Source organism: Pseudomonas sp. H3_A02 (assembly GCF_054671965.1).
Genome location: NZ_CP162807.1, coordinates 16,155 through 40,014, shown reverse-complemented (window position 1 = coordinate 40,014; position 23,860 = coordinate 16,155). Strand labels below are relative to the sequence as shown.

The window sequence follows — 23,860 nt, the reverse complement described above, 5'->3', positions numbered from 1 at the left end:
GCATACTCGCCCCCATTCCGAACTCCGTGGTAATTGTCCATGCGACTGACTACAAAAGGCCGATACGCCGTGACCGCAATGCTGGATCTGGCATTGCATGCGCAGCACGGGCCGGTGTCCCTGGCCGATATCTCCGAGCGCCAGGGCATTTCCCTGTCTTACCTTGAACAGCTGTTCGCCAAGCTGCGCCGCAGCAACCTGGTTTCCAGCGTTCGCGGCCCCGGTGGCGGCTACCAGCTGTCGCGCGACATGCAGGGCATCCAGGTCGCCCAGGTGATCGATGCGGTGAACGAATCGGTCGATGCGACCAAATGCCAGGGCCTTGGCGACTGCCATGGCGGCGATACTTGCCTGACCCACCACTTGTGGTGCGACCTCAGCCTGCAGATTCACGAATTTCTAAGCGGTATCAGCTTGGCTGACCTTGTAACTCGCCGTGAGGTGCAAGAAGTAGCCCAGCGTCAGGACCAGCGCCGTTGCAATGGCAAGACGCTGCACCTGGACAAGATTGAAGCGTCCGCCGTCGAATGACTGCCGCAGAGCACGCGGAACGCCAGCCAGCCTGATTTAGGAGAAAGTCCATGAAATTGCCGATTTACCTTGATTACTCTGCGACCACCCCGGTTGATCCGCGTGTTGCGCAAAAAATGAGTGAATGCCTGCTGGTCGACGGAAACTTCGGTAACCCGGCGTCCCGTTCCCACGTGTTCGGCTGGAAGGCCGAAGAGTCGGTCGAAAACGCCCGTCGCCAGGTCGCCGACCTGGTCAACGCCGACCCGCGTGAAATCGTCTGGACCTCCGGTGCCACCGAATCCGACAACCTGGCAATCAAGGGTGTCGCGCATTTCTACCACACCAAGGGCAAGCACCTGATCACCTCCAAGATCGAGCACAAGGCTGTCCTGGACACCATGCGCCAACTGGAGCGTGAAGGCTTCGAAGTCACCTACATCGAGCCAGGTGAAGACGGCATCATCACCCCGGCCATGGTCGAAGCCGCATTGCGCGACGACACCATCCTGGTTTCGATCATGCACGTGAACAACGAAATCGGCACCGTCAACGACATCGCGGCCATCGGCGAGCTGACCCGTTCCAAGGGCGTCCTGTTCCACGTCGACGGCGCGCAGTCCACTGGCAAGGTCGACATCGACCTGTCCAAGCTGAAAGTCGACCTGATGTCGTTCTCCGCTCACAAGACCTACGGCCCTAAAGGCATCGGCGCCCTGTACGTCAGCCGCAAGCCGCGTGTTCGCCTCGAAGCGACCATGCACGGCGGCGGTCACGAGCGTGGCATGCGTTCCGGTACCCTGGCGACCCACCAGATCGTCGGCATGGGCGAAGCCTTCCGTGTTGCCAAAGAAGACATGGCGGCCGAGAACGTCCGCATCAAGGCCCTGAGCGACCGCTTCTTCAAGCAGGTCGAGCACCTCGAAGAACTCTACGTCAACGGCAGCATGACCGCCCGCGTACCGCACAACCTGAACCTGAGCTTCAACTACGTTGAAGGCGAGTCGCTGATCATGGCGCTCAAGGATCTGGCCGTGTCGTCCGGTTCGGCGTGCACCTCGGCGTCCCTGGAGCCTTCGTACGTACTGCGCGCCCTGGGCCGCAACGACGAGTTGGCCCACAGTTCCATTCGCTTTACCTTCGGCCGTTTCACCACCGAAGAAGAAATCGATTACGCCGCGCAGAAAGTCTGCGAGGCCGTTACCAAGCTGCGCGCTCTGTCGCCGCTGTGGGACATGTACAAAGACGGCGTCGACATTTCGAAAATCGAGTGGGCGGCGCACTGAAGAAGTCGCCACCAGAGCGACTCACTGATGAGGATTGAAGCAAATGGCATATAGCGAAAAGGTCATCGACCACTACGAGAACCCGCGCAACGTCGGCAAGATGGACGCGCAGGATCCTGATGTCGGCACTGGCATGGTCGGCGCTCCGGCGTGCGGCGACGTCATGCGCCTGCAGATCAAGGTCAACGAGCAGGGCATCATCGAAGATGCCAAGTTCAAGACCTACGGCTGCGGTTCGGCCATTGCGTCCAGCTCCCTGGCCACCGAATGGATGAAGGGCAAGACCCTTGATGAAGCCGAAACCATCAAGAACACCCAGCTGGCCGAAGAGCTGGCCCTGCCGCCAGTGAAGATCCACTGCTCGGTACTCGCCGAAGACGCCATCAAGGCCGCCGTTCGCGATTACAAGCAGAAGAAAGGCTTGATCTGATCCGCGTTACGGTAAGGAGTTTTCCATGGCTATCCAGATGACAGAAGCGGCAGCTAAGCATATTCAGCGCTCCCTCGCGGGGCGCGGCAAGGGCGAGGGTATCCGCCTGGGTGTTCGCACCACGGGCTGCTCTGGTCTTGCCTATGTGCTGGAATTCGTCGACGAAGTGGGCGAAGACGATCAGGTATTCGAAAGTCATGGTCAGAAAGTGATCATCGACCCGAAAAGCCTGACGTACCTGGACGGCACCGAACTGGATTTCGTCAAGGAAGGGTTGAACGAAGGCTTCAAGTTCAACAATCCCAACGTGCGCGGTGAATGTGGCTGCGGCGAAAGCTTCAACATCTGAGGCAGCTTGTGGGTACTCCTTGTCATTTTGCGTTGTTCCAGTTGCAGCCTGCTTTCCAGCTGGACCTCGATCAGTTGTCCGCGCGTTATCTGGAACTGGCCCGTGGCGTCCATCCCGACCGCTTTGCCGATGCCTCCGAGGCGGAGCAGCGGCGGGCGCTCGAGCAGTCGGCGAACCTCAACGAGGCTTACCAAACGCTCAAGCACCCGGCCAAGCGTGCGCGTTACCTGCTCGCCATCAGCGGTCATGAGTTGCCGCTGGAGGTCACGGTCCACGATCCCGAGTTTCTCTTGCAGCAGATGCAATGGCGCGAAGAGCTCGAGGACCTGCAGGACAGCGCCGACCTGGCCGGTGTCGCGGCATTCAAGCGGCGCTTGAAAGACGCCCAGCAAACACTGAACGACAGCTTCGCAGCCTGCTGGAACGATGCCGCGCAACGCGAACAGGCCGAGCGCCTGATGCGGCGCATGCAGTTCCTCGACAAGCTCACCTACGAAGTGCGCCAGTTAGAAGAGCGCCTCGACGATTAACCCAGTGCCGCTCCGGTCGCACGCCTGATTACAGATAAGTCCTGATTACGATGGCCCTACTGCAGATCGCCGAACCCGGCCAAAGTCCACAACCGCACCAGCGTCGCCTGGCTGTGGGGATCGACTTGGGTACCACCAATTCCCTGGTCGCTGCCTTGCGCAGCGGTCTTTCCGAACCGCTGGCCGACGAGCAGGGGCAGGTGATCCTGCCGTCCGCCGTGCGTTATCACGCCGACCGCGTTGAAGTGGGCGAGTCGGCCAAGCTGGCCGCCGCCACCGACCCTTTCAACACCATTGTCTCGGTCAAGCGCTTGATGGGTCGTGGTCTGTCCGACGTCAAGCAATTGGGCGACCAACTGCCGTACCGCTTCGTCGGTGGCGAATCCCATATGCCGTTCATCGAAACCGTGCAGGGCCCGAAAAGCCCGGTCGAGGTTTCCGCCGACATCCTCAAGGTCCTGCGCCAGCGCGCCGAAGCGGCGTTGGGCGGTGAACTGGTGGGTGCGGTCATTACCGTGCCGGCCTATTTCGATGACGCCCAGCGCCAAGCCACCAAGGACGCTGCCAAGCTGGCTGGCCTGAACGTGCTGCGCCTGCTCAACGAGCCGACCGCCGCTGCGGTCGCGTATGGCCTGGACCAACATGCCGAAGGCCTGGTCGCGATCTACGACCTGGGCGGCGGCACGTTCGATATCTCTATTCTGCGCCTGACCGGCGGTGTCTTCGAAGTCCTGGCCACCGGTGGCGACAGCGCCCTGGGCGGTGACGACTTCGACCACGCCATCGCTGGCTGGATCATCGAGCAAGCGGGTCTCTCCGCCGACCTCGACCCGGGTGCGCAACGCCATCTGCTGCAAACCGCCTGCGCTGCCAAGGAAGCCTTGACTGACGCTGCTACGGTTGAAGTTGTTTATGGCGACTGGAAAGCCTCCCTGACCCGCGAAGCCTTCGATGCCTTGATCGAACCCATGGTCGCCCGCAGCCTCAAGGCCTGCCGCCGCGCGGTGCGCGATTCCGGCGTAGAGCTGGAAGACGTCAAGGCCGTGGTCATGGTCGGCGGTTCGACCCGCGTGCCTCGGGTTCGCGAAGCCGTTGCCGAGGCCTTCGGTCGCCAGCCGCTGACTGAAATCGACCCGGACCAAGTGGTCGCCATTGGTGCCGCGATCCAGGCCGATACCTTGGCCGGCAATAAGCGCGACGGCGGCGAATTGCTGCTGCTCGACGTGATTCCGTTGTCCCTGGGGCTGGAAACCATGGGCGGCCTGATGGAGAAGGTGATTCCACGCAATACCACCATCCCGGTTGCCCGCGCCCAGGACTTCACCACTTATAAAGACGGCCAGTCGGCCATGATGGTCCACGTGCTGCAAGGCGAGCGTGAACTGATCAGCGACTGCCGTTCCCTGGCCCGCTTCGAATTGCGCGGCATCCCGGCCATGGTCGCCGGTGCGGCGAAGATCCGCGTGACCTTTCAGGTCGATGCCGATGGCTTGCTCAACGTCTCCGCCCGCGAACTGGCTTCGGGCGTGGAGGCGAGCATCCAGGTCAAGCCGTCCTACGGCCTGACCGACGGTGAAATCGCCAAGATGCTCAAGGATTCCTTCCAGCACGCCAGCGACGACAAGGTCGCGCGGGTGTTGCGCGAGCAGCAGGTCGACGCCCAGCGCCTGATCGAAGCCGTGCAAGGTGCCCTTGAAGCCGACGGCGACCGGTTGCTCGACGCTGAAGAGCGCATGGTCATCGAGCTGCAGATGCAGGAATTGTCCGAATTGATCAAAGGCACCGATGGCTATGCCATCGAGCAGCAGACCAAACGTCTGTCGCAAGTCACCGACGCCTTTGCTGCCCGCCGCCTGGACTCGACGGTGAAAGCCGCCCTGGCGGGGCGCAACCTGAATGAAATCGAGGAATAACTGATGCCGCAGGTGATTTTTCTGCCCCACGAGAAGTTCTGTCCGGAGGGCATGGTCGTGGAGGCTGAGCCCGGGATTTCCATTCTCGAGCTGGCCCATGAGCACCATATCGAGATGGAAAGTGCCTGTGGTGGCGTCTGCGCCTGCACGACGTGCCATTGCATCATTCGTGAAGGCTTCGACTCACTGGAAGAAGCGGACGATCTGGAGGAAGATTTCCTCGATCGGGCCTGGGGCCTGGAAGCCCAATCGCGCCTGGGCTGCCAAGCCATCGTCGGCACCGAAGACCTGACCGTCGAAATCCCGAAATATTCGCTTAACCATGCGGCCGAAGCGCCGCACTGATGGTGACACTGTCATGAGCTATGGTTGGAATGATGTACAACGCATCGCAGAAGAACTGGCCGAAGCCAAGCCGGACGTGAATCCGCTGACTGTGAATTTTGTCGATTTGCAGCGCTGGATCATGGAGCTACCCGATTTCGACAATACCTCTGGCCGTTGTGGCGAGAAGATCTTGGAAGCGGTCCAGACGCTCTGGATCGAAGAAATCGACTGATCGACCTGGCAGGTTAGGCAATACCCCTGAACCCGCGTATAATTCGCGGGTTTAATTTTTCGCAAATTACCGTTTCTGGAGTTACACCATGGCTGTTCAACGTACTTTCTCCATCATCAAGCCTGACGCCGTTGCTAAAAACGTGATCGGCAAGATCGTTACCCGCTTCGAAGACGCTGGCCTGCGCGTTGTAGCTTCGAAAATGAAGCAACTGTCCAAAGCCGAAGCCGAAGGCTTCTACGCTGAGCACAGCGAGCGCGGTTTCTTCGGTGAGCTGGTTGCCTTCATGACTTCCGGTCCGGTTGTCGTTCAGGTGCTGGAAGGCGAAAACGCCATCGCTCGCAACCGTGAGCTGATGGGCGCTACCAACCCTAAAGAAGCCGCTGCCGGCACCATCCGTGCTGACTTCGCTGAGTCGATCGACGCCAACGCCGTTCACGGTTCGGACTCCGAAGCCGCTGCCGCTCGCGAAATCGCTTACTTTTTCTCCGCTACTGAAGTAACCACTCGCTAAGCCCAGGCTTTTGAGTGAAGGTGAATCCATGACTACATCGAACGGCAAAACCAACCTGTTGGGCCTGACCCAGCCGGAAATGGAGAAATTCTTCGACTCGATCGGGGAGAAGCGTTTCCGTGCCGGCCAGGTGATGAAATGGATTCACCACTTTGGCGTCGACGACTTTGACGCCATGACGAATGTCAGCAAGGCCTTGCGCGAAAAGCTCAAGGCAGTTGCTGAAATTCGCGGTCCGGAAGTGGTCAGCGAGGACATCTCCAGCGACGGCACCCGCAAGTGGGTGGTGCGCGTGGCGTCCGGCAGCTGCGTCGAGACCGTCTACATTCCCCAGGGCAAGCGCGGCACCTTGTGCGTTTCGTCCCAGGCAGGCTGTGCCCTGGATTGCAGTTTCTGCTCCACCGGCAAGCAAGGCTTCAATAGCAACCTCACCGCCGCCGAAGTGATCGGCCAGGTGTGGATTGCCAACAAATCCTTTGGCAGCGTCCCGGCGACCGTCGACCGTGCCATCACCAACGTGGTGATGATGGGCATGGGTGAGCCGCTGCTGAACTTTGACAACGTCGTTTCCGCCATGCACCTGATGATGGATGACCTGGGCTACGGCATCTCCAAGCGCCGCGTGACCCTGTCCACCTCCGGCGTGGTGCCGATGATCGATGAGCTGGCCAAGCACATCGACGTCTCCCTGGCGTTGTCGCTGCACGCACCCAATGACGCATTGCGTAACCAATTGGTGCCGATCAACAAGAAATATCCGCTTAAGATGCTGCTCGAGTCGTGCCAGCGCTACATGTCGTCCCTGGGCGAAAAACGCGTGCTGACCATCGAGTACACGCTGCTCAAGGATGTGAACGACAAGGTCGAGCACGCGGTCGAGATGATCGAGCTGCTCAAGAACATCCCGTGCAAGATCAACCTGATCCCGTTCAACCCGTTCCCGCATTCCGGTTACGAGCGTCCGAGCAACAATGCGATTCGTCGTTTCCAGGATCAGCTTCACCACGCTGGCTTCAACGTCACCGTGCGCACCACCCGCGGCGAAGACATCGACGCCGCCTGTGGCCAATTGGTAGGACAGGTGCTGGATCGCACCCGTCGCAGCGAACGCTACATTGCCGTGCGTGAGTTGAACGCCGCGGACGATGCGGTGCAGAACGCTGCGAACAGTCACTAAGAGAGGAACTCTATGTCCCTGCGCTTCGCGCTCGTTTTGCTGTTGGCCGGCCTTTGTTCCGGTTGTGTCCTGTCGGGTGACTACAACCCGATGAAGACCAGCAAAGGGCGCGACGAGGCACGTGTGGCCTATGTGCAACTGGGCATCGGCTACCTGCAGCAGGGCATGACCGAACGGGCCAAGGTGCCGCTCAAGAAAGCCCTGGAACTGGACGACTCCGACCCGGATGCCAACGCGGCCCTGGCCCTGGTGTTCCAGGCCGAGATGGAGCCGGAGCTGGCTGACCAGCATTTTCGCAAGGCGCTGTCTGGCCGGCCCCAGGACGCACGGATCCTGAACAACTACGGCAGCTTTCTTTTCGAGCAGAAACGCTACAAGGAAGCCTACGAGCGCTTCGAGCAGGCTGCCGCCGATACCCTTTACCCTGAGCGTTCGCGGGTTTTCGAGAACCTCGGCATGACGGCCGCGCAGTTGGGCCAACGTGACCTGGCCCGCCAGCAGCTGGAAAAGGCGCTGCGGCTCAACCGCCAGCAACCGCGGGCGTTGCTGGAAATGGCTGAGTTGTCCTACGAAGACAGGCATTATGTGCCCGCGCGTGACTACTACGAGCGTTTTAGCCTGCTGAGCGAGCAAAATGCACGTAGTCTATTGCTCGGCGTTCGGCTGGCACATGTGTTTGAAGATCGCGACAAGGCTGCAAGCTACGGCCTGCAACTCAAAAGACTCTATCCCGGTACGCCGGAATATCAGCAATACCTGTCGGAGCAATGATGAAAGCGGCGCATCCCGAAGTTGTAGCAGCGACTCGCGTAAATCCCGGTGAGACCCTGCGTCAAGCCCGCGAAAGCAATGGTTGGTCGCTGGCCGAAGTGGCCCTCAAGCTCAATCTTACCGTGGCTTCCCTGGGCAATCTGGAAGCGGGCGCGTTCGACAAGCTGCCTGGGCACACCTTCGCCCGGGGCTATATCCGCGCCTATGCCAAGTTGCTTGGCAAGGACCAGACCCTGCTGGTCCAGCAATTCGATCAATACACCGGTTCCGACGCCCAGGGCAGCAGCGTGCACAGCCTGGGGCGCATCGAGGAGCCGGTTCGCGTTTCCCACACCATTTTGCGAATCGTCAGCCTGTTGCTGCTGATCGCGGTGATTGGTGGCGGTTTTGTCTGGTGGCAGGACCAGACGTCCTTGCGCAACAAGGAACCAGTCGCCATGAGCCCTGAGCACGTTGAGGTCGAGGGCGCCGACGGCACCACCCAGATCCATCCGCTGGACGAGCCGGAAGACCAGGCCGTCGTCGAAGGCCAGGCTGAAGGCGAAACCGCTCTGGCGTTGCCACAAAGCCCGGACGCCGCCGATGCCCAGGCGGGTGCCGAGCCGGCTGTTCCAGCACCGGCCACGCCGACGGCACCGGCTGCCCCGAACACCGGCAGCGCACCGATTGCTACCGCACCAGCCACGCCGAGCACGCCAGCACCGACCGTGACTGCGCCTGCGACCCACGCCGCACCTACCACTCCAGTCGCCCCGGCAGCTCCAGCAGCCCCGACCCCGGCGCCCGTCGCGGGTGAAGGCCAGGTGCAGATCCAGTTTGTCGCCGACTGCTGGACGCAGATCACCGACGGCAACGGCAAGGTGCTGTTCAGCGGCCTCAAGCGCAAGGGCGACAGCACGGCCGTCAACGGCAAGCCGCCGTTTGCCGTACGCCTGGGTTATGCCCGTGGCGCGCAGGTCAGCTACAACGGCCAGCCGGTCGACATCGCTCCGTTCACCAGTGGCGAGACCGCTCGCCTGAAGTTGGGTCAATAAGTCATGCACGGCGAATCTCCAATCAAGCGTCGCGAATCCCGAAAGATCTGGGTCGGTAACGTGCCCGTGGGCGGCGATGCGCCTATCGCTGTGCAGAGCATGACCAACAGCGACACCAATGACGTGGCCGCCACGGTCGCGCAGATCAACCGCCTGGAAGCCGCCGGTGTCGACATCGTGCGGGTATCGGTGCCGGACATGGACGCCGCCGAGGCGTTCGGCAAGATCAAGCAACTGGTCAAGGTGCCCTTGGTCGCCGATATCCACTTCGACTACCGCATCGCCCTGCGCGTGGCCGAGTTGGGTGTGGATTGCCTGCGCATCAACCCGGGCAACATCGGTCGCGAAGACCGTGTGCGCGCCGTGGTGGATGCCGCCCGCGACCGGGGCATTCCGATCCGCATCGGCGTGAACGCCGGTTCCCTGGAAAAAGACCTGCAAAAGAAATACGGCGAACCGACCCCGGCGGCGCTGGTGGAATCGGCCCTGCGCCACGTCGAGCACCTGGAACGCCTGAATTTCCAGGACTTCAAGGTCAGCGTGAAGGCCTCCGACGTGTTCATGGCCGTCGAAGCCTACCGCCTGCTGGCCAAGGAAATCGTCCAGCCGTTGCACCTGGGCATCACCGAAGCCGGTGGGTTGCGTTCGGGCACGGTGAAATCCGCCGTCGGCCTCGGTATGCTGCTCGCCGAAGGGATTGGCGATACCATCCGCATCTCGTTGGCGGCTGACCCGGTCGAGGAAGTGAAAGTCGGCTATGACATTCTCAAGTCCCTGCACCTGCGTTCCCGTGGCATCAACTTCATCGCCTGCCCGAGCTGCTCGCGGCAGAACTTCGATGTGGTCAAGACCATGAACGAACTGGAAGGGCGCCTCGAAGACCTGCTGGTGCCGCTGGATGTCGCGGTGATCGGTTGCGTGGTCAACGGGCCGGGCGAAGCCAAGGAGGCCCATATCGGCCTGACTGGCGGTACACCGAACCTGATTTACATCGACGGCAAGCCGTCGCAGAAACTGACGAATGACAATCTGGTGGATGAGCTGGAACGGCTGATTCGCCAGAAAGCGGCCGAAAAGGTCGAAGCCGACGCAGCGGTCATCGCGCGCGGTTAAGTCGAAAGATTAAGGAATACACGTGAGCAAGTCTCTGCAAGCCATTCGTGGCATGAACGACATCCTGCCCGAGCAGACGCCCCTGTGGCGCTATTTCGAGGGCACCGTGGCGCGCCTGCTGGATAACTACGGTTACCGGCAGATCCGCATGCCGATCGTCGAGTTCACCGAGCTGTTCAAGCGCTCCATCGGTGAAGTGACCGACATCGTCGAAAAAGAGATGTACACCTTCGACGACCGCAACGGCGACTCCCTGACCCTGCGCCCCGAAGGCACGGCGGCTTGCGTGCGTGCTGTGCTCGAACACGGCATCACCGGCGGCGGCCAGGTGCAGAAACTCTGGTACATCGGCCCGATGTTCCGTCACGAGCGCCCGCAGAAAGGCCGTTATCGCCAGTTTCACCAGATTGGCCTGGAAGTGTTCAACCTCGACGGCCCGGACATCGACGCCGAGCTGATCGTCATGACCTGGCGCCTGTGGGGCGAGCTGGGGCTGCGTGATGCGGTCAAGCTCGAGCTCAACAGCCTGGGTACCAGCGAGTCCCGTGGCCGCTACCGTGAAGCGTTGGTGGAGTTTCTTTCCGCCCACCTGGACAAGCTCGACGAAGACAGCCAGCGCCGTCTGAAGACCAACCCACTGCGCGTGCTCGATACCAAGAATGCCGAGACCCAAGCGGTCCTGGTCGACGCGCCGAAAATGGCCGACTACCTCGACGACGAATCCCGTGCGCATTTCGAAGGGCTGAAAGCCCGCCTGGACGCTGTTGGCATCCCTTACGTGATCAACCCCAAGTTGGTTCGCGGCCTGGATTACTACAGCAAGACCGTCTTCGAGTGGGTCACCGACAAGCTCGGCGCCCAGGGCACCGTCTGTGCCGGTGGCCGCTACGACGGGCTGGTGGAGCAGATGGGCGGCAAGCCGACCCCGGGCGTGGGCTTTGCCATGGGCATCGAGCGCCTGGTGCTGATGCTCGAAGCCTTGGACAAGGTGCCGGAAGAGTTGTCCCGTCAGGTCGACGTCTACCTGTGCGCCTTTGGCGAGGCCGCCGAACTGGCCGCCTTGTCGTTGAGCGAGCGGATCCGCGACCAGTTGCCCAACCTGCGCCTGCAGATCAACGCCGGCGCCGGCAGCTTCAAGAGCCAATTCAAGAAAGCCGACAAGAGCGGTGCGCTGTACGCATTGATCCTCGGTGACGACGAACTGGCCCAACAAGTGGTAGGTTTCAAACCCCTGCGTGGCCAGGGCGAACAACAAAGCATTGCCTGGGATGCGCTTGCTGCACACCTGGCCACCTGCGTCGTGCAGGGTTGAAGCTGTCAAACAGCCGATTTAGCGATTAAGGAGTATTGGGGTGTCGAGTACCGAAGATGAACAGCTGGCGGATTTGAAGGACTGGTGGACGCGCAACGGCAAGCCGCTGGTCACTGGCGGCCTGTTGGCGCTGGTCATCGTGTTCGGCTGGCAGGCCTACCAGAAATACCAGAGCAACCAGTCGCAAGGCGCCTCGGTGCTCTACCAGCAACTGCTGGAAACCACCCTGACCCCGGACGGCAAGCCTGACGCCGCCCGCGTGGCGGACCTGGCCGGCAAGCTGGACAAGGAATTCGGCGGTACCGCCTACGCTCAGTACGGTCGCCTGTTCGTGGCCAAGGTCGCGGTGGACAGCGGCAAGCTGGACGACGCGGCCACCGAGCTCAAGGGTATCGTCGACAAACCGGCCGACCCGACCCTGGGCGAAGTGGCGCGTCAGCGCCTGGCACAGGTGCTGGCGGCACAGAACAAGGCCGAAGACGCGTTGAAGCTGCTCGACGGTGATGCTGACAAGGCATTCCTGGCGACCCGCGAAGAACTCAAGGGCGACCTGCTGGTACAGCTTGGCCGTGCCGATGAGGCCCATGCGGCCTACCAAAAAGCCAAGGCTGCGCTGTCGGATGAAGCCGCAGTCGGTGGCCTGCAAATCAAGCTGGACGACCTGGCCAAAGGGGATGCGTGACGTGATTCGTTGGAAACATGCAGCATTGCTGGCCCTGGCCATTCTGGCCGCGGGTTGCAGCAGCAACAGCAAGAAAGAACTGCCGCCAGCCGAACTGACCGACTTCAAAGAGGAAGTCGTGCTGCAGAAGCAGTGGAGCCGTTCCATCGGCGATGGCCAGGGTGAAACCTACAACATGCTGGTGCCGGCCATCGATGGCGACACCATCTATGCTGGCGACGTCACGGGCGTGGTGATGGCGATGGACCGCACCAACGGCGACGTCAAATGGGAAAAGGATCTTGAACTGCCTGTTTCCGGCGCCGTTGGCGTGGGTTACGGCCTGGTCATGATCGGCACGCTCAAGGGCGAGATCGTCGCCCTGGACGCGAGCAGCGGTGAAGAGAAATGGCGCGCCCGCGTGACCAGCGAAGTGCTCGCACCGCCGGCCACCAACGGTGACGTGGTGGTAGTCCAGACCCAGGACGACCGCCTGATCGGCCTGGATGCTGCTACCGGCAACCAGCGCTGGTTGTACGACAGCACCCCGGCGGTTCTGACTTTGCGCGGTACCAGCGCACCGATCGTCACCAACCGCCTGGCGGTGGCTGGCTTGTCGACCGGTAAAGTGGTGGCCCTGGATGTTTCCAACGGCGTGCCGGTGTGGGAACAGCGCGTAGCGATCCCGCAAGGTCGTTCGGAGCTGGAGCGTGTGGTCGACATCGACGGCGGCTTGCTGCTGTCCGGCGGTACGCTGTACGTCGCCAGCTACCAGGGCCGCGTGGCGGCACTGGACCTGGAAAGCGGTCGTCCGCTGTGGCAGCGCGATGCGTCCAGCTACGCCGGTGTCGCCCAGGGCTTTGGCAGCGTCTACGTGAGCCTGTCCTCGGGCACCGTCGAAGGCGTTGACGAGCGTTCCACCACCGCCTTGTGGAGCAACGACTCTCTGGCCCGTCGTCAACTGTCGGCCCCGGAAGTGTTCTCCAGCTACGTCGCAGTGGGTGACCTGGAAGGTTACCTGCACCTGCTCAGCCAGGTGGACGGTCGTTTCGTCGGCCGTGAGCGCATCGACAGCGACGGCCTGCGTGCCCGTCCGCTGGTGGTGGGCAACATGATCTATGTGTATGGCAACAGCGGCAAACTGGAAGCCCTGACCATCAAGTAAGACTATGCTTGGGTTAATTCCCAAGCGGCTTCATTCATGTGGGAGCGGGCTTGCTCGCGAAAGCGGTGGATCAGTCGACATTCATGTCAGTGGACTACCGCTATCGCGAGCAAGCTCGCTCCTACAGAATGGCCCCCGAGCACCAGCCGCTGCCTCGCAGCGGCTTTTGTATTTTCTGAAATAACGAAGTGGAGAGCCGCATGGTTCCCGTAATCGCCCTGGTGGGCCGACCGAACGTCGGCAAGTCCACCTTGTTCAACCGCCTGACCAGGACTCGCGACGCCATTGTCGGCGACTTGTCCGGTCTGACCCGTGATCGCCAATACGGTGAGGCCAAGTGGCAAGGGCGTACCTATATTCTGGTCGACACCGGCGGCATCTCCGGTGATGAACACGGCATGGACGAAAAAATGGCCGAGCAGTCGCTGCTCGCCATTGAAGAAGCGGATGTGGTGCTGTTCCTGGTAGACGCCAAGGCCGGTTTTACCGCCGCCGACCAGATGATCGCCGAGCATTTGCGCAAGCGTAACAAGCGTTCCTACGTGGTTGCCAACAAGGTCGACAACATCGACCCGGACATGGCCCGCGCCGAGTTCGCACCGTTGGGCATGGGCCAGGCGATCCCGATCGCCGGCGCCCACGGTCGTGGCATCACCCAGATGCTGGAAATCGCCCTGGAGAGTTTCCCCAAGGACGACGCGGAAGAGCCGGAAGAGGGCGAAGAAGAGATCGTTGCCGAAGGCGAGGAAGCCAAGCGCATTCCGGGCCCGAGCGAAAAAGACGGGATCAAGATCGCGATCATCGGCCGCCCCAACGTGGGCAAGTCGACGCTGGTCAACCGCATGCTCGGTGAAGACCGGGTCATCGTCTACGACCAGCCCGGCACCACCCGTGACAGCATCTACATTCCCTTCGAACGTAACGAAGAGAAGTACACGCTGATCGACACCGCCGGTGTGCGCAAGCGCGGCAAGATCCACGAAGAAGTTGAAAAGTTCTCCGTGGTCAAGACCCTGCAGGCGATCAAAGACGCCAACGTGGTGATCTTCGTGATGGACGCCCGCGAAGGCGTGGTCGATCACGACCTGAACCTGCTGGGCTTTGCCCTGGAAGCCGGTCGTGCGTTGGTCATCGCGATCAACAAGTGGGACGGCATGACGCCGAGCGAGCGGGATTTCGTCAAGGTCGAATTGCAGCGCCGGCTGTTCTTCGTCGACTTCGCCGACATCCACTTCATCTCGGCCCTGCACGGCACGGGCGTGGGCAACCTCTACGCTTCGGTGCAGAACTCGTTCAAGTCGGCTGTCACCCGCTGGCCGACCAACCGCCTGACCCAGATCCTCGAAGATGCGGTAGGCGAGCACGCGCCACCGATGGTCAACAACCGTCGGATCAAGCTGCGTTACGCCCACTTGGGCGGTGCCAACCCGCCGATTATCGTGATCCACGGTAACCAGATCGAGAAAGTGCCCAAGTCGTACGTTCGCTATCTGGAGAACACCTACCGTCGCGTCCTGAAGCTGGTCGGCACGCCGATCCGCATCGAGTTCAAGGGCGGCGAGAACCCGTACGAAGGCAACAAGAACACGCTCACCGACCGCCAGGTCAACAAGAAGCGCCGCTTGATGTCGCACCACAAGAAGGCTGACAAGAAGCGCCGCGACAAGCGCTGATCTAGTCTGGATCTGAAAGTTGGGATGTTGATCTGTGGGAGCAAGGCTTGCCCGCGATGGGCGCACCGCGGTGTAACTGCTGAACCGCGTTATCGTTCATCGCGGGCAAGCCTTGCTCCCACAGGCATGAGTATTCAGCATGAAAAAGGGTGCCCTGTGTGGCACCCTTTTTCATGCCCGGCGATTGGGCTATCCTCGAGCTCTCCCGCGCCGCGCCTGAGCCGGGTGCAGACCCAGGGAACCCCGATGATCACCAGCAAGTTGCCGAACGTCGGCATCACGATTTTCACCCAGATGTCCCAGCTCGCCGCGCAGACGGGCGCGTTGAATCTGTCCCAGGGCTTTCCCGATTTCGATGGCCCGCAAGCCCTGCGCGATGCGGTCGGCCAGCACATTGCCCAAGGTCATAACCAGTACTCACCGATGACCGGCCTGCCGGCGCTGCGCCAGCAGATCGCGGTGAAGATCGCCCGCAGTTATGGCGTCAACGTCGATGCCGATCAGGAAGTCACCGTGACCCCAGGCGCAACCCAGGGGATTTTCTGTGCCATCGCGGCGGTGGTCCACAGCGGCGATGAAGTGATCGTCTTCGACCCAAGCTATGACAGTTACGAGCCTTCCGTGCTATTGGCCGGCGGGCGTTGCGTGCACGTGCCATTGGGCCTGGATGACTTCGCCATCGACTTCGAAAAGCTTGGCGAAGCCCTGAGCCCGCGCACACGCATGATCATCCTCAACTCGCCGCACAACCCCAGCGGCGCCCTGATCAGCCGCGCCGAACTGGATCAATTGGCGACGCTGATTCGCGACCGGGACATCTACCTGGTCAGCGATGAGGTCTACGAACACCTGGTGTTCGACGGCGTCGCCCATGCCAGTGTCCTGGCCCATGAAGAGCTGTACCGCCGCGCCTTCGTGGTCAGTTCGTTCGGCAAGACCTACCACGTCACCGGCTGGAAAACCGGCTACGTGGTGGCGCCAGCGGCCCTGACGGCGGAACTGCGCAAGGTGCACCAGTACGTCAGCTTCTGTGGCGTAACGCCGTTGCAGTACGCCTTGGCCGACTACATGGCCGAGCATCCGGAACACGTCGATGAACTGCCGGACTTCTACCAGGCCAAGCGCGACCTGTTCTGCGATCTGCTGGCCCCGTCACGGTTCAGCTTCAAGCGGGTGACCGGCACTTATTTCCAGTTGGTGGATTATTCGCAGATTCGCCCGGACCTGAATGACGTCGACACGGCGGTGTGGATGACCCGCGAGCATGGCGTGGCGACGATTCCGATCTCGGTGTTCTACCAGGACCCACCCCAAGGCCAGCGCCTGGTGCGCCTGTGCTTTGCCAAACGCGAGGAGACGCTGCGCGAAGCGGCGGAAAAACTATGCGTGATTTGAGCGCGTTGCCGGACCTCGACATTGCCCTGGTCCAGACCACCCTGGCCTGGCACGACCGCGAGGCTAACCTGGAGCATTTCGAAGCGCTGCTGGAGCAGGCGCGCGGGGCTGACCTGATCATCCTTCCGGAAATGTTCACCACGGGTTTTTCCATGGAGTCCGAGACCCTGGCGGAGCCGGAACACGGGCCCACCCGTCGTTGGCTCACGGAGCAGGCGGCGAAGTTGGACGCGGTCATCACCGGCAGTGTGATCGTCCAGGCCGCTGACGGCAGCCACCGCAATCGCCTGCTGTGGGCGCGGCCGGACGGTGAAGTGCTGCATTACGACAAGCGTCATCTGTTCCGCATGGCGGGGGAGCACAACCACTACACGCCGGGCGAGCGACAGGTGCTGTTCGAACTCAAGGGCTGGCGGATTCGCCCGCTGATCTGCTACGACCTGCGCTTTCCAGTCTGGAGTCGCGACGCCGAGGACACCGACCTGCTGCTGTACACCGCCAACTGGCCCGGAGCGCGGCGTATGCACTGGAACCGGCTGCTGCCGGCCCGGGCCATCGAGAACCTGTGCTACGTGGCGGCGGTCAACCGCGTCGGCACTGACGGCAAGGGTTTTGCCTACACCGGTGACAGTCAGGTGCTGGACTTCCAGGGCGAAACCTTGCTCAGCGCTGGCGAGGCCGATGGCGTGTTCACGGTAAGTTTGAGCGCGATGGACCTGGCGGCCTATCGCACGCGGTTTCCGGCGAACCTGGATGCCGATCGCTTCGAATTCACGAATTGAAACGATTCAGCCTCAAGGAATGGTGTTACGTGCCGATAACTGGTCAGCCAAGGAGGAGTCCCTATGACCAGCATCAGCACAACCACCGTAAACCCTTATCCATTGTCGGCTCCTAAAGTCTCCATCCGCGGGGCTGAAGAAGAGAAAGCGGTCAGTCCAGTGGCATCGACTGATAGCAGCGAAGACAAAGACAAGAAATTGAAAGTCGACACCAGCGGCGCGAATATCGCAGGTGCGGGCGGCAGCAGCGGCAGCGGCGATGTCATCGAACAACTGAAGAAGCAGATCGAACAGACCGAGAAGTTGCTGGCCGAACAGCAAGCCCAGCTGGCTCGGGTGCAAAAAAGCCGGGCTGATGAGGAGCAGAAAGCCCAGGAAACCATGGCGATTCAGACCCAGATCATGGCGACCCAAGCGACTTTGCAGACCTTGCAGGCCGCGCTGTTGCAGGCGATGACCGTTTCGATCGATACCCATGCCTGACATTTGGGGTGTCTGACAGGCCGCCATCGCGAGCAAGCTCGCTCCCACAGGGGGGCTGAGGCGGGCACAGGTTTTCGGCCCCACTGAAGATCCCGTGGGGGAGCGAGCTTGCTCGCGATAAGGCCCTGACAGTCACCACAAAACCACCCGCCAAACAAAAAGGCCCCAGGGTTCACACCCCGGGGCCTTTCGCATTTCATTGGTGGATCAGGCCGCCTTTGCCTCCGGCTGGCTCAGCGACCGGTTCAGCGCACTGAACAGTGCCTTGAAGCTGGCCGTGGTGATGTTCTCATCGATGCCCACGCCATGCACCGCACGCTCGCCGTTGACTCGCAATTCGATGTACGCCGCCGCCTTGGCATTAGTGCCGGCGCCGATGGCGTGTTCGTTGTAGTCCATGATCTCCACCGGAATCGGCAGGCCGGCCACCAGCGCTTCCAGGGCGCCGTTGCCTCTGCCACGCCAGTGCAGGTTGGTCTCGCCCTGGCCCTTGCTCGCCACTTCCACTTCCACGGCGCTGTTGCCGTTTTCCTCTTGCAGGCGATGGCTGACCAGCGCGTACGGGGTGTTGGCTTGCAGGTATTCACGCTGCAGCAGGGCGTGGATCTGCTGGGCGGTCATTTCCAGGCCCAGGCGATCGGTTTCGCGCTGTACCACCTGGCTGAACTCGATCTGCATGCGACGCGGCAGGCTGATGCCGTATTCCTGTTCCAGCAGGTAGGCGATACCGCCCTTGCCCGACTGGCTGTTGACGCGAATCACCGCCTCGTAGCTGCGACCGATGTCGGCCGGGTCGATCGGCAGGTACGGCACTTCCCACAGGGTGTCTGATTTCTGCTGGGCGAAGCCCTTGCGGATGGCATCCTGGTGCGAACCGGAGAACGCGGTGTGAACCAGGTCGCCGACGTATGGGTGACGCGGGTGCACCGGGATCTGGTTGCATTCCTCGACCACTTTGCGCACGCCGTCGATATCGGAGAAGTCCAGCTCAGGGTTGATGCCCTGGGTGTAGAGGTTCAGCGCCACGGTCACCAGGTCGACGTTACCGGTGCGTTCGCCGTTGCCGAACAGGCAGCCTTCGACACGGTCGGCGCCGGCCATCAGGCCCAGCTCGGTGGCGGCCACGCCGGTGCCACGGTCGTTGTGGGTGTGCAGGCTGATGAGCACGCTGTCACGACGGGTGATGTTGCGGTGGAACCACTCGATCTGGTCGGCGTAGATGTTCGGGGTGGCGACTTCCACGGTGGCGGGCAGGTTGAGGATCACCTTGCGCTCCGGGGTCGGGTTCCACACTTCGATCACGGCGTCGCAGACTTCCTTGGCAAACTCCAGCTCGGTGGCGCTGAAGGTTTCTGGCGAGTACTCGAACTGCCATTGGGTTTCCGGCTGCTGCGCGGCGTATTTGACGAACAGCTTGGCCGCGTTCACCGCGATTTCCTTCACGCCTTCCTTGTCCTGGTTGAACACGATGCGGCGGAACGACGGGCAGGTGGCGTTGTACAGGTGGACGATGGCTTTCTTCGCACCCCGCAGGGATTCGAACGTACGGGCGATCAGGTCTTCACGGGCCTGGGTCAGCACCTGGATGGTGGTGTCGTCCGGGATGTGGCCTTCTTCGATGAGGGTGCGCACGAAGTCGAAGTCGGTCTGGGACGCGGCCGGGAACGAGGCTTCGATTTCCTTCACGCCCACCGCGACCAGGGTTTTCCAGAAACGCAGCTTCTTGACCGCGTCCATCGGCTCGATCAGCGACTGGTTGCCGTCGCGCAGGTCGGAGCTGCACCAGATCGGCGCGGCGGTGATGGTCTTCGACGGCCAGGTGCGATCCGGCAGGTTGATGGTCGGGAAGGCGCGGTATTTGGAAGACGGGTCTTTGAGCATGCTCATGGGAAATCCTTATTGTCGTGGCCGGAAAAAGGCGGCCTGCCGGTGGTTCTAATGGGGTGGCTTCAGAGCCGGGACGAGGTGCCGCGATTCAGCCCGGCAGTCGTGCGCTGACAAGGCACAGGCTGCGGTGCTGGCGAAGCTGGATGAGGGTGTGAGAGGTTTTCATGCTTCAACCCTAACCGCGTGAGGGACGGATCGCAAGCAGTCGGAAAAAATTGAGAGAAGTTCTTTTTTTGGAAGGGTTTGCGAGATTTAATCGCGTGTTCTTGGGGGATTTGTAGTTTTATTGCGTCGATGTTTGGAGCTTGGCAATTCATGGAGTTGTGGTGCTGTGGCTGCCGTCATCGCGAGCAAGCTCGCTCCCACAGGTACAGCGGCGTTTTTGAGAACGCCGAAATACCCATGTGGGAGCGAGCTTGCTCGCGAAGAGGCCGTTGGCTTCACCACAAGGCTTAGGGCTGAAACGCCCCGATAAAAATCGCCGGATCCACCCGCGCATCGTTCAGGCTGATGTTCCAGTGCATGTGCGGCCCGGTCGCGCGGCCGGTGGCGCCGACCTTGCCCACCACGGTGCCCCGGGCCAACTGCTGGCCGACCTTCACGTCGATCTTCGACATGTGGCAGAACATGCTGATGAACCCCTGGCCATGGTCGACGAACACCGTATTGCCGTTGAAGAAGTAATTGCCGGTGAGGATCACCTTGCCGGCGGCCGGGGTCTTGATCGGCGTGCCGGCGGGCACGGCGAAGTCCAGGCCGGCGTGGGGGTTGCGCTCTTCGCCGTTGAAGAAACGGCGCACGCCGAACTTGCTCGACAGCGGGCCGTTGACCGGTTTGTCCAGCAACAGGTTGCTGGGGATGTTCGGGCTGAAGCTGCGGTAGGCCTTCAGTTGCACCGCCAGCTCGGCGTCGATGCGCTTGAGGTCCGCCGGGTTCGGATTGACCTGGCGTTTGTTCTTCAGGGTAATGTGTTGCTCGGGGTACTTCTTGTAGCCGACCACGAACGGCTGGGTGCTGCCGCCGCTGCTGATCTGCTGGGTGCCGGGCGGGACCGTCAGCGGGATGCCGACAATCGCCAGCCAGTTTTGCTGTTCCTTGACCACCAGCACCGGCTTGCCCTGGTAAGTGGCTTTCGGTGCCTGGGCCGCGCTGCCCAAGTCCACCACCGCCACGCCGCCGGGCACCGGTTTGTTCAACAGGCGGGTGATGTAGCTGTCGGCGTGGGCATTGAAGGTCAGGCACAGCAAGAACAAGGGGGCGAGATATCGCGGCATGAATCAATCCAGTAAAGAAAGGGTGACCGGCGTCAGGTGATTGTCTTCGACCCGCACCAGCAGTTCGCCTTCGCCAAGCTTGGCGGTCAGGCGCTGGCCGGTCTGGGTTTGCCCGGCGCTGCGGATCGCCTGGCCGCGTTCGTCGAGCAAAATGCTGTAGCCGCGGCCGAGGGTCGCCAGGGGGCTGACGATGTGCAGCGTCTGCATCTGGTTGTGCAATTGCACGCGTCGTGCCTTGAGCCCTTCGCGCATGGTCCGGGGCAGGCGTTCGGCCAGGCTGTCCAGGCGCTGGCGCAACATGGCCAGCTGTCGGCCCGGATGTTGCCCGGCCAGGCGGGTTTCCAGGCGGATCAGTCGTTCGCGGCGGGTGTTGAGGCTGCGCTCGAAGGCCCGGCGCATGCGCATGTCCAGGTCGTCGAGGCGTTGGGCTTGCTGGCGCAGGCGTTCGCCGGGATGACGCAGGCGTCGGGTGAGGCCTTCGAGGCGCAATTGATCGCGCATCAACCGGTCACGCATGCGCATCACCAGTCGGCGATGCAGGCTCTCGACCCGACGCACCAGGTCGCCGGCATCCGGCGCCAGCAGTTCGGCTGCGGCGGAGGGAGTCGGGGCGCGTACGTCGGCGACGAAATCGCTGATGGACACGTCGGTTTCATGGCCCACGGCGCTGACGATCGGCGTGACACAGGCGTCCACCGCCCTGGCCACGGCTTCTTCGTTGAAGCACCACAAGTCTTCCAGCGAACCGCCGCCCCGGGCCAGGATCAGCGCATCGAAACCCCGGGCATCGGCCAGTTTCAGGGCGCGGACGATTTGCGCGGTGGCTTCGCGGCCTTGCACGGCGGTGGGAATCAACGTCAGGGAAATTTGCGGCGCCCGGCGGCGAAACACGCTGATGATGTCGCGGATCACCGCGCCGGTGGGCGAGCTGATGATGCCGATGCGTTGCGGATGGGCCGGCAACGGCACCTTGCGCTCGGCACTGAACAGGCCTTCGGCGCTGAGTTTCTCCTTCAGGGCATCGAAGGCCAGGCGCAGGGCGCCATCGCCGGCCGGCTCGACGGTGTCGAGGATCAGTTGATAATCGCCACGACCTTCGAACAGCGAGACCTTGCCGCGCACCTTTACCGCCAGCCCGTCCTTCAAGGCTTGGCGCACCCGCGCGGCGTTCTGCCGGAACAGCGCGCAACGCACCTGGGCGCCGCTGTCCTTGAGGGTGAAATACACATGGCCGGAGGCCGGACGGGCGAGGTTGGAGATCTCACCCTCGACCCAGATGTTGCTGAACACGTCTTCGAGCAACACCCGCGCACGGCCGTTGAGCTGGCTGACAGTCAGGACTTCGCGGTCCAGGCCCAGTCGGGCAAAGGGATCTTTAATCATGGGCGGCATGATAAGGGGATTCGCCAATGGTGTGCAGACAATTAGACCGGGTTGTCTGCATCGCGAGCAAGCTCGCTCCCACAGTTGATCTTCGGTGCGACATAGATCCAGTGTGGGAGCGAGCTTGCTCGCGATAGCGATAGGCCAATCACCACAAATGCTGGATATGCCCCGACACATCTGGCTAAAGTCCCGCTCTCCTCATCAAGGAAGTGCCGGATGAATCTTCTGTCATGGCTAGGCCAATGGGCATTCGCGCCAACGCAATGGCTGGTGATCGGCCTGGCCATCTCCGTTGCCTACATCGTGTTCGGCATCGCCGGGTTCGGCACGGCGCTGGTGGCCGCGCCCATCCTGCTGCTGTTCATGCCACTGTCGAAGATCATTCCGCTGCTGGTCCTGCTCGATTTTGTCGCGGCCTTCGGCAACCTGCTGCCATCGCGTCGGGACGTGTCCCGGCCGGAGCTGCTGCGGCTGTTGCCGTGCATGGCACTGGGCTGCACCCTCGGGGTGATTTTCCTGCTCAACCTCAAGTCCGACCTGTTGTTGCTGCTGATGGGGCTGTTCATCAGCAGCTATGCCATCTATAGCCTGTTGATAAAGACCCGGCCGACGCAGTTGTCTTCGCGGTGGGCATTTCCGATGGGCACGGTGGGCGGGATGTTCGGGGCGTTGTTTGGCAGTGGCGGCTTTTTATATGCCATCTACCTGAACAGCCGCCTGCCCAAGGACCCGGCCCGGGCCACGCAAAGTGCCTTGATCAGTTGCAGCACCGTGGTGCGCTTGAGCCTGTTTATCGTCGCCGGCGTGTATGCCGAGCTACCCTTGCTGGTATTGGCGCTGTGTTTGTTGCCGGCCATGGCGCTGGGGTTGTGGGTAGGGCGTCGCTTGACCATGAAGATGTCGCGAGAGGCGTTCGTGCGATTGGTGACCTGGCTGGTGCTCGCCAGCGGCATTGCCTTGATCGGACGTTACCTGAGTGCTTGACCTGGCCCCGCCAGGGATTAAGCTGCCGGCCTTTGATCAGACCCTGCCAGGGAAACAGCCAGGCCTCGCCATGAATTCGCAAAGCATCATCGTCCCGAAAATTTCCACCCTGCCGGTCCACGAGCCTCGGGCCCGGGCGATCGTGCGCTGGCTGGTACGCAAGAATATCGTCGAAGAACAACTGACCACCTGTGGACGTACCGGCAATCGCATGGCCCACGCCATCGCCGCCGGAGCCCGCGACGTGGTCATGCACCCCGAAGCCTTGCCATTCGGCGAATCGATCAATGGCCTGGAGATCATCACCAAGCGTTGCATCTATACGCCGGCCAAGGGCTTTCTCGAAGAAGCCGGTTGCGCCGAGTGTCGCCGGGAGGTGGGCGAGGCGTTGTTCGAAAGCCTGGAAGACTGGATGCCTGCGCGCACCGACAACTTCACCTGTCCCGAATGCGGTCATGAAGATGACATCAATGGTTTTCTGTTCCTGCAGCCGTGTGGGTTCTCGAACCTGGGGTTCATCTTCAACAACTGGCTGGAGGCGGGGTTCAAGCAGGACTTCCTTGATGAATTCGCCGATTGGCTGGATCAGCCGGTGAGTTGGGTGAAGGTGGAGTTGTAAAGGCACTGATGAGCCAATGTGGGAGCGAGCTTGCTCGCGATGGCGGCGACACA

At 61.7% G+C, this 23,860-nt stretch carries 25 protein-coding genes; 22 read left to right on the top strand and 3 right to left on the bottom strand.

Annotated features, from left to right (window positions below):
• Window positions 1–39: 39 nt before the first annotated feature.
• From iscR to AB4N80_RS00100, 20 genes are all read left to right on the top strand, one after another.
• Entirely contained in the window at window positions 40–531 is a 492-nt protein-coding gene (gene iscR, locus AB4N80_RS00195) for a Fe-S cluster assembly transcriptional regulator IscR (RefSeq protein ID WP_122568813.1), read from the top strand.
• 50 nt (window positions 532–581) lie between these two features.
• Complete coding sequence (locus tag AB4N80_RS00190) at window positions 582–1,796, top strand: IscS subfamily cysteine desulfurase (RefSeq protein ID WP_305469825.1); 1,215 nt, start codon at window positions 582–584, stop codon at window positions 1,794–1,796.
• 43 nt (window positions 1,797–1,839) lie between these two features.
• Window positions 1,840–2,226, top strand: a complete 387-nt coding sequence (gene iscU / locus AB4N80_RS00185) for a Fe-S cluster assembly scaffold IscU (RefSeq protein WP_003185157.1) — start codon at window positions 1,840–1,842, stop codon at window positions 2,224–2,226.
• A 25-nt stretch (window positions 2,227–2,251) separates the two neighbouring features.
• Window positions 2,252–2,575 carry an iron-sulfur cluster assembly protein IscA gene (iscA, locus tag AB4N80_RS00180; protein WP_122568811.1) on the top strand — a complete coding sequence of 108 codons (324 nt, stop codon included), beginning with the start codon at window positions 2,252–2,254 and terminating at the stop codon, window positions 2,573–2,575.
• A gap of 8 nt (window positions 2,576–2,583) precedes the next feature.
• Window positions 2,584–3,105, top strand: a complete 522-nt coding sequence (gene hscB / locus AB4N80_RS00175; RefSeq protein ID WP_122568810.1) for a co-chaperone HscB — start codon at window positions 2,584–2,586, stop codon at window positions 3,103–3,105.
• A 50-nt stretch (window positions 3,106–3,155) separates the two neighbouring features.
• Complete coding sequence (hscA, locus tag AB4N80_RS00170; RefSeq protein ID WP_122568809.1) at window positions 3,156–5,018, top strand: Fe-S protein assembly chaperone HscA; 1,863 nt, start codon at window positions 3,156–3,158, stop codon at window positions 5,016–5,018.
• Between the two features lie 3 nt (window positions 5,019–5,021).
• Complete coding sequence (gene fdx / locus AB4N80_RS00165; protein WP_018611575.1) at window positions 5,022–5,363, top strand: ISC system 2Fe-2S type ferredoxin; 342 nt, start codon at window positions 5,022–5,024, stop codon at window positions 5,361–5,363.
• A gap of 13 nt (window positions 5,364–5,376) precedes the next feature.
• Window positions 5,377–5,577, top strand: coding sequence for a Fe-S cluster assembly protein IscX (gene iscX / locus AB4N80_RS00160; protein WP_460080143.1), 201 nt, complete (start codon window positions 5,377–5,379; stop codon window positions 5,575–5,577).
• Between the two features lie 88 nt (window positions 5,578–5,665).
• Entirely contained in the window at window positions 5,666–6,091 is a 426-nt protein-coding gene (gene ndk / locus AB4N80_RS00155; protein ID WP_042727994.1) for a nucleoside-diphosphate kinase, read from the top strand.
• A 28-nt stretch (window positions 6,092–6,119) separates the two neighbouring features.
• Entirely contained in the window at window positions 6,120–7,268 is a 1,149-nt protein-coding gene (gene rlmN / locus AB4N80_RS00150; RefSeq protein WP_122568808.1) for a dual-specificity RNA methyltransferase RlmN, read from the top strand.
• A 12-nt stretch (window positions 7,269–7,280) separates the two neighbouring features.
• Window positions 7,281–8,039 (top strand): type IV pilus biogenesis/stability protein PilW, encoded by a 759-nt coding sequence (pilW, locus tag AB4N80_RS00145; RefSeq protein ID WP_053118628.1) that lies wholly within the window; start codon window positions 7,281–7,283, stop codon window positions 8,037–8,039.
• The gene (locus tag AB4N80_RS00140) at window positions 8,039–9,073 is read left to right on the top strand and encodes a RodZ domain-containing protein (RefSeq protein WP_122568807.1); all 1,035 of its coding nucleotides are present in this window, start codon (window positions 8,039–8,041) and stop codon (window positions 9,071–9,073) included. Before pilW ends, AB4N80_RS00140 begins: the two co-directional genes overlap by 1 nt.
• 3 nt (window positions 9,074–9,076) lie before the next feature.
• Window positions 9,077–10,186 (top strand): flavodoxin-dependent (E)-4-hydroxy-3-methylbut-2-enyl-diphosphate synthase, encoded by a 1,110-nt coding sequence (ispG, locus tag AB4N80_RS00135; protein ID WP_003185136.1) that lies wholly within the window; start codon window positions 9,077–9,079, stop codon window positions 10,184–10,186.
• 22 nt (window positions 10,187–10,208) lie between these two features.
• On the top strand, window positions 10,209–11,498 hold the full coding sequence (gene hisS, locus AB4N80_RS00130) for a histidine--tRNA ligase (RefSeq protein WP_122568806.1): 1,290 nt from the start codon (window positions 10,209–10,211) through the stop codon (window positions 11,496–11,498).
• Between the two features lie 40 nt (window positions 11,499–11,538).
• Window positions 11,539–12,180, top strand: coding sequence for a YfgM family protein (locus AB4N80_RS00125; protein ID WP_122568805.1), 642 nt, complete (start codon window positions 11,539–11,541; stop codon window positions 12,178–12,180).
• The gene (gene bamB, locus AB4N80_RS00120) at window positions 12,173–13,324 is read left to right on the top strand and encodes an outer membrane protein assembly factor BamB (protein WP_122568804.1); all 1,152 of its coding nucleotides are present in this window, start codon (window positions 12,173–12,175) and stop codon (window positions 13,322–13,324) included. Before AB4N80_RS00125 ends, bamB begins: the two co-directional genes overlap by 8 nt.
• A 200-nt stretch (window positions 13,325–13,524) precedes the next feature.
• Window positions 13,525–14,997: a ribosome biogenesis GTPase Der gene (gene der / locus AB4N80_RS00115; protein ID WP_053118638.1), complete on the top strand. Its 1,473-nt coding sequence runs from the start codon at window positions 13,525–13,527 to the stop codon at window positions 14,995–14,997.
• A gap of 246 nt (window positions 14,998–15,243) precedes the next feature.
• The gene (locus tag AB4N80_RS00110) at window positions 15,244–16,392 is read left to right on the top strand and encodes a pyridoxal phosphate-dependent aminotransferase (protein WP_460080132.1); all 1,149 of its coding nucleotides are present in this window, start codon (window positions 15,244–15,246) and stop codon (window positions 16,390–16,392) included.
• Entirely contained in the window at window positions 16,380–17,174 is a 795-nt protein-coding gene (locus AB4N80_RS00105; protein WP_122568802.1) for an amidohydrolase, read from the top strand. Before AB4N80_RS00110 ends, AB4N80_RS00105 begins: the two co-directional genes overlap by 13 nt.
• A 63-nt stretch (window positions 17,175–17,237) precedes the next feature.
• Complete coding sequence (locus tag AB4N80_RS00100; protein ID WP_460080128.1) at window positions 17,238–17,657, top strand: hypothetical protein; 420 nt, start codon at window positions 17,238–17,240, stop codon at window positions 17,655–17,657.
• Window positions 17,658–17,864: 207 nt separating this feature from the next.
• Here the strand turns inward: AB4N80_RS00100 and leuA are convergent, their stop codons facing one another.
• The 3 genes from leuA to xseA form a co-directional block, all read right to left on the bottom strand.
• A complete protein-coding gene (leuA, locus tag AB4N80_RS00095; protein ID WP_053118643.1) occupies window positions 17,865–19,544 on the bottom strand; it encodes a 2-isopropylmalate synthase in 1,680 nt (559 codons plus the stop codon).
• Between the two features lie 452 nt (window positions 19,545–19,996).
• Window positions 19,997–20,818, bottom strand: coding sequence for a peptidoglycan DD-metalloendopeptidase family protein (locus AB4N80_RS00090; protein ID WP_305469834.1), 822 nt, complete (start codon window positions 20,816–20,818; stop codon window positions 19,997–19,999).
• 3 nt (window positions 20,819–20,821) lie between these two features.
• Window positions 20,822–22,201 carry an exodeoxyribonuclease VII large subunit gene (xseA, locus tag AB4N80_RS00085; RefSeq protein ID WP_354338048.1) on the bottom strand — a complete coding sequence of 460 codons (1,380 nt, stop codon included), beginning with the start codon at window positions 22,199–22,201 and terminating at the stop codon, window positions 20,822–20,824.
• Window positions 22,202–22,420: 219 nt separating this feature from the next.
• Here xseA and AB4N80_RS00080 point away from each other — a divergent pair, with 219 nt between their 5' ends.
• Both AB4N80_RS00080 and AB4N80_RS00075 read left to right on the top strand, forming a co-directional pair.
• Window positions 22,421–23,188: a sulfite exporter TauE/SafE family protein gene (locus AB4N80_RS00080; protein WP_460080124.1), complete on the top strand. Its 768-nt coding sequence runs from the start codon at window positions 22,421–22,423 to the stop codon at window positions 23,186–23,188.
• Between the two features lie 70 nt (window positions 23,189–23,258).
• The gene (locus AB4N80_RS00075; RefSeq protein WP_354338049.1) at window positions 23,259–23,807 is read left to right on the top strand and encodes a sugar ABC transporter ATPase; all 549 of its coding nucleotides are present in this window, start codon (window positions 23,259–23,261) and stop codon (window positions 23,805–23,807) included.
• Window positions 23,808–23,860: the final 53 nt, after the last annotated feature.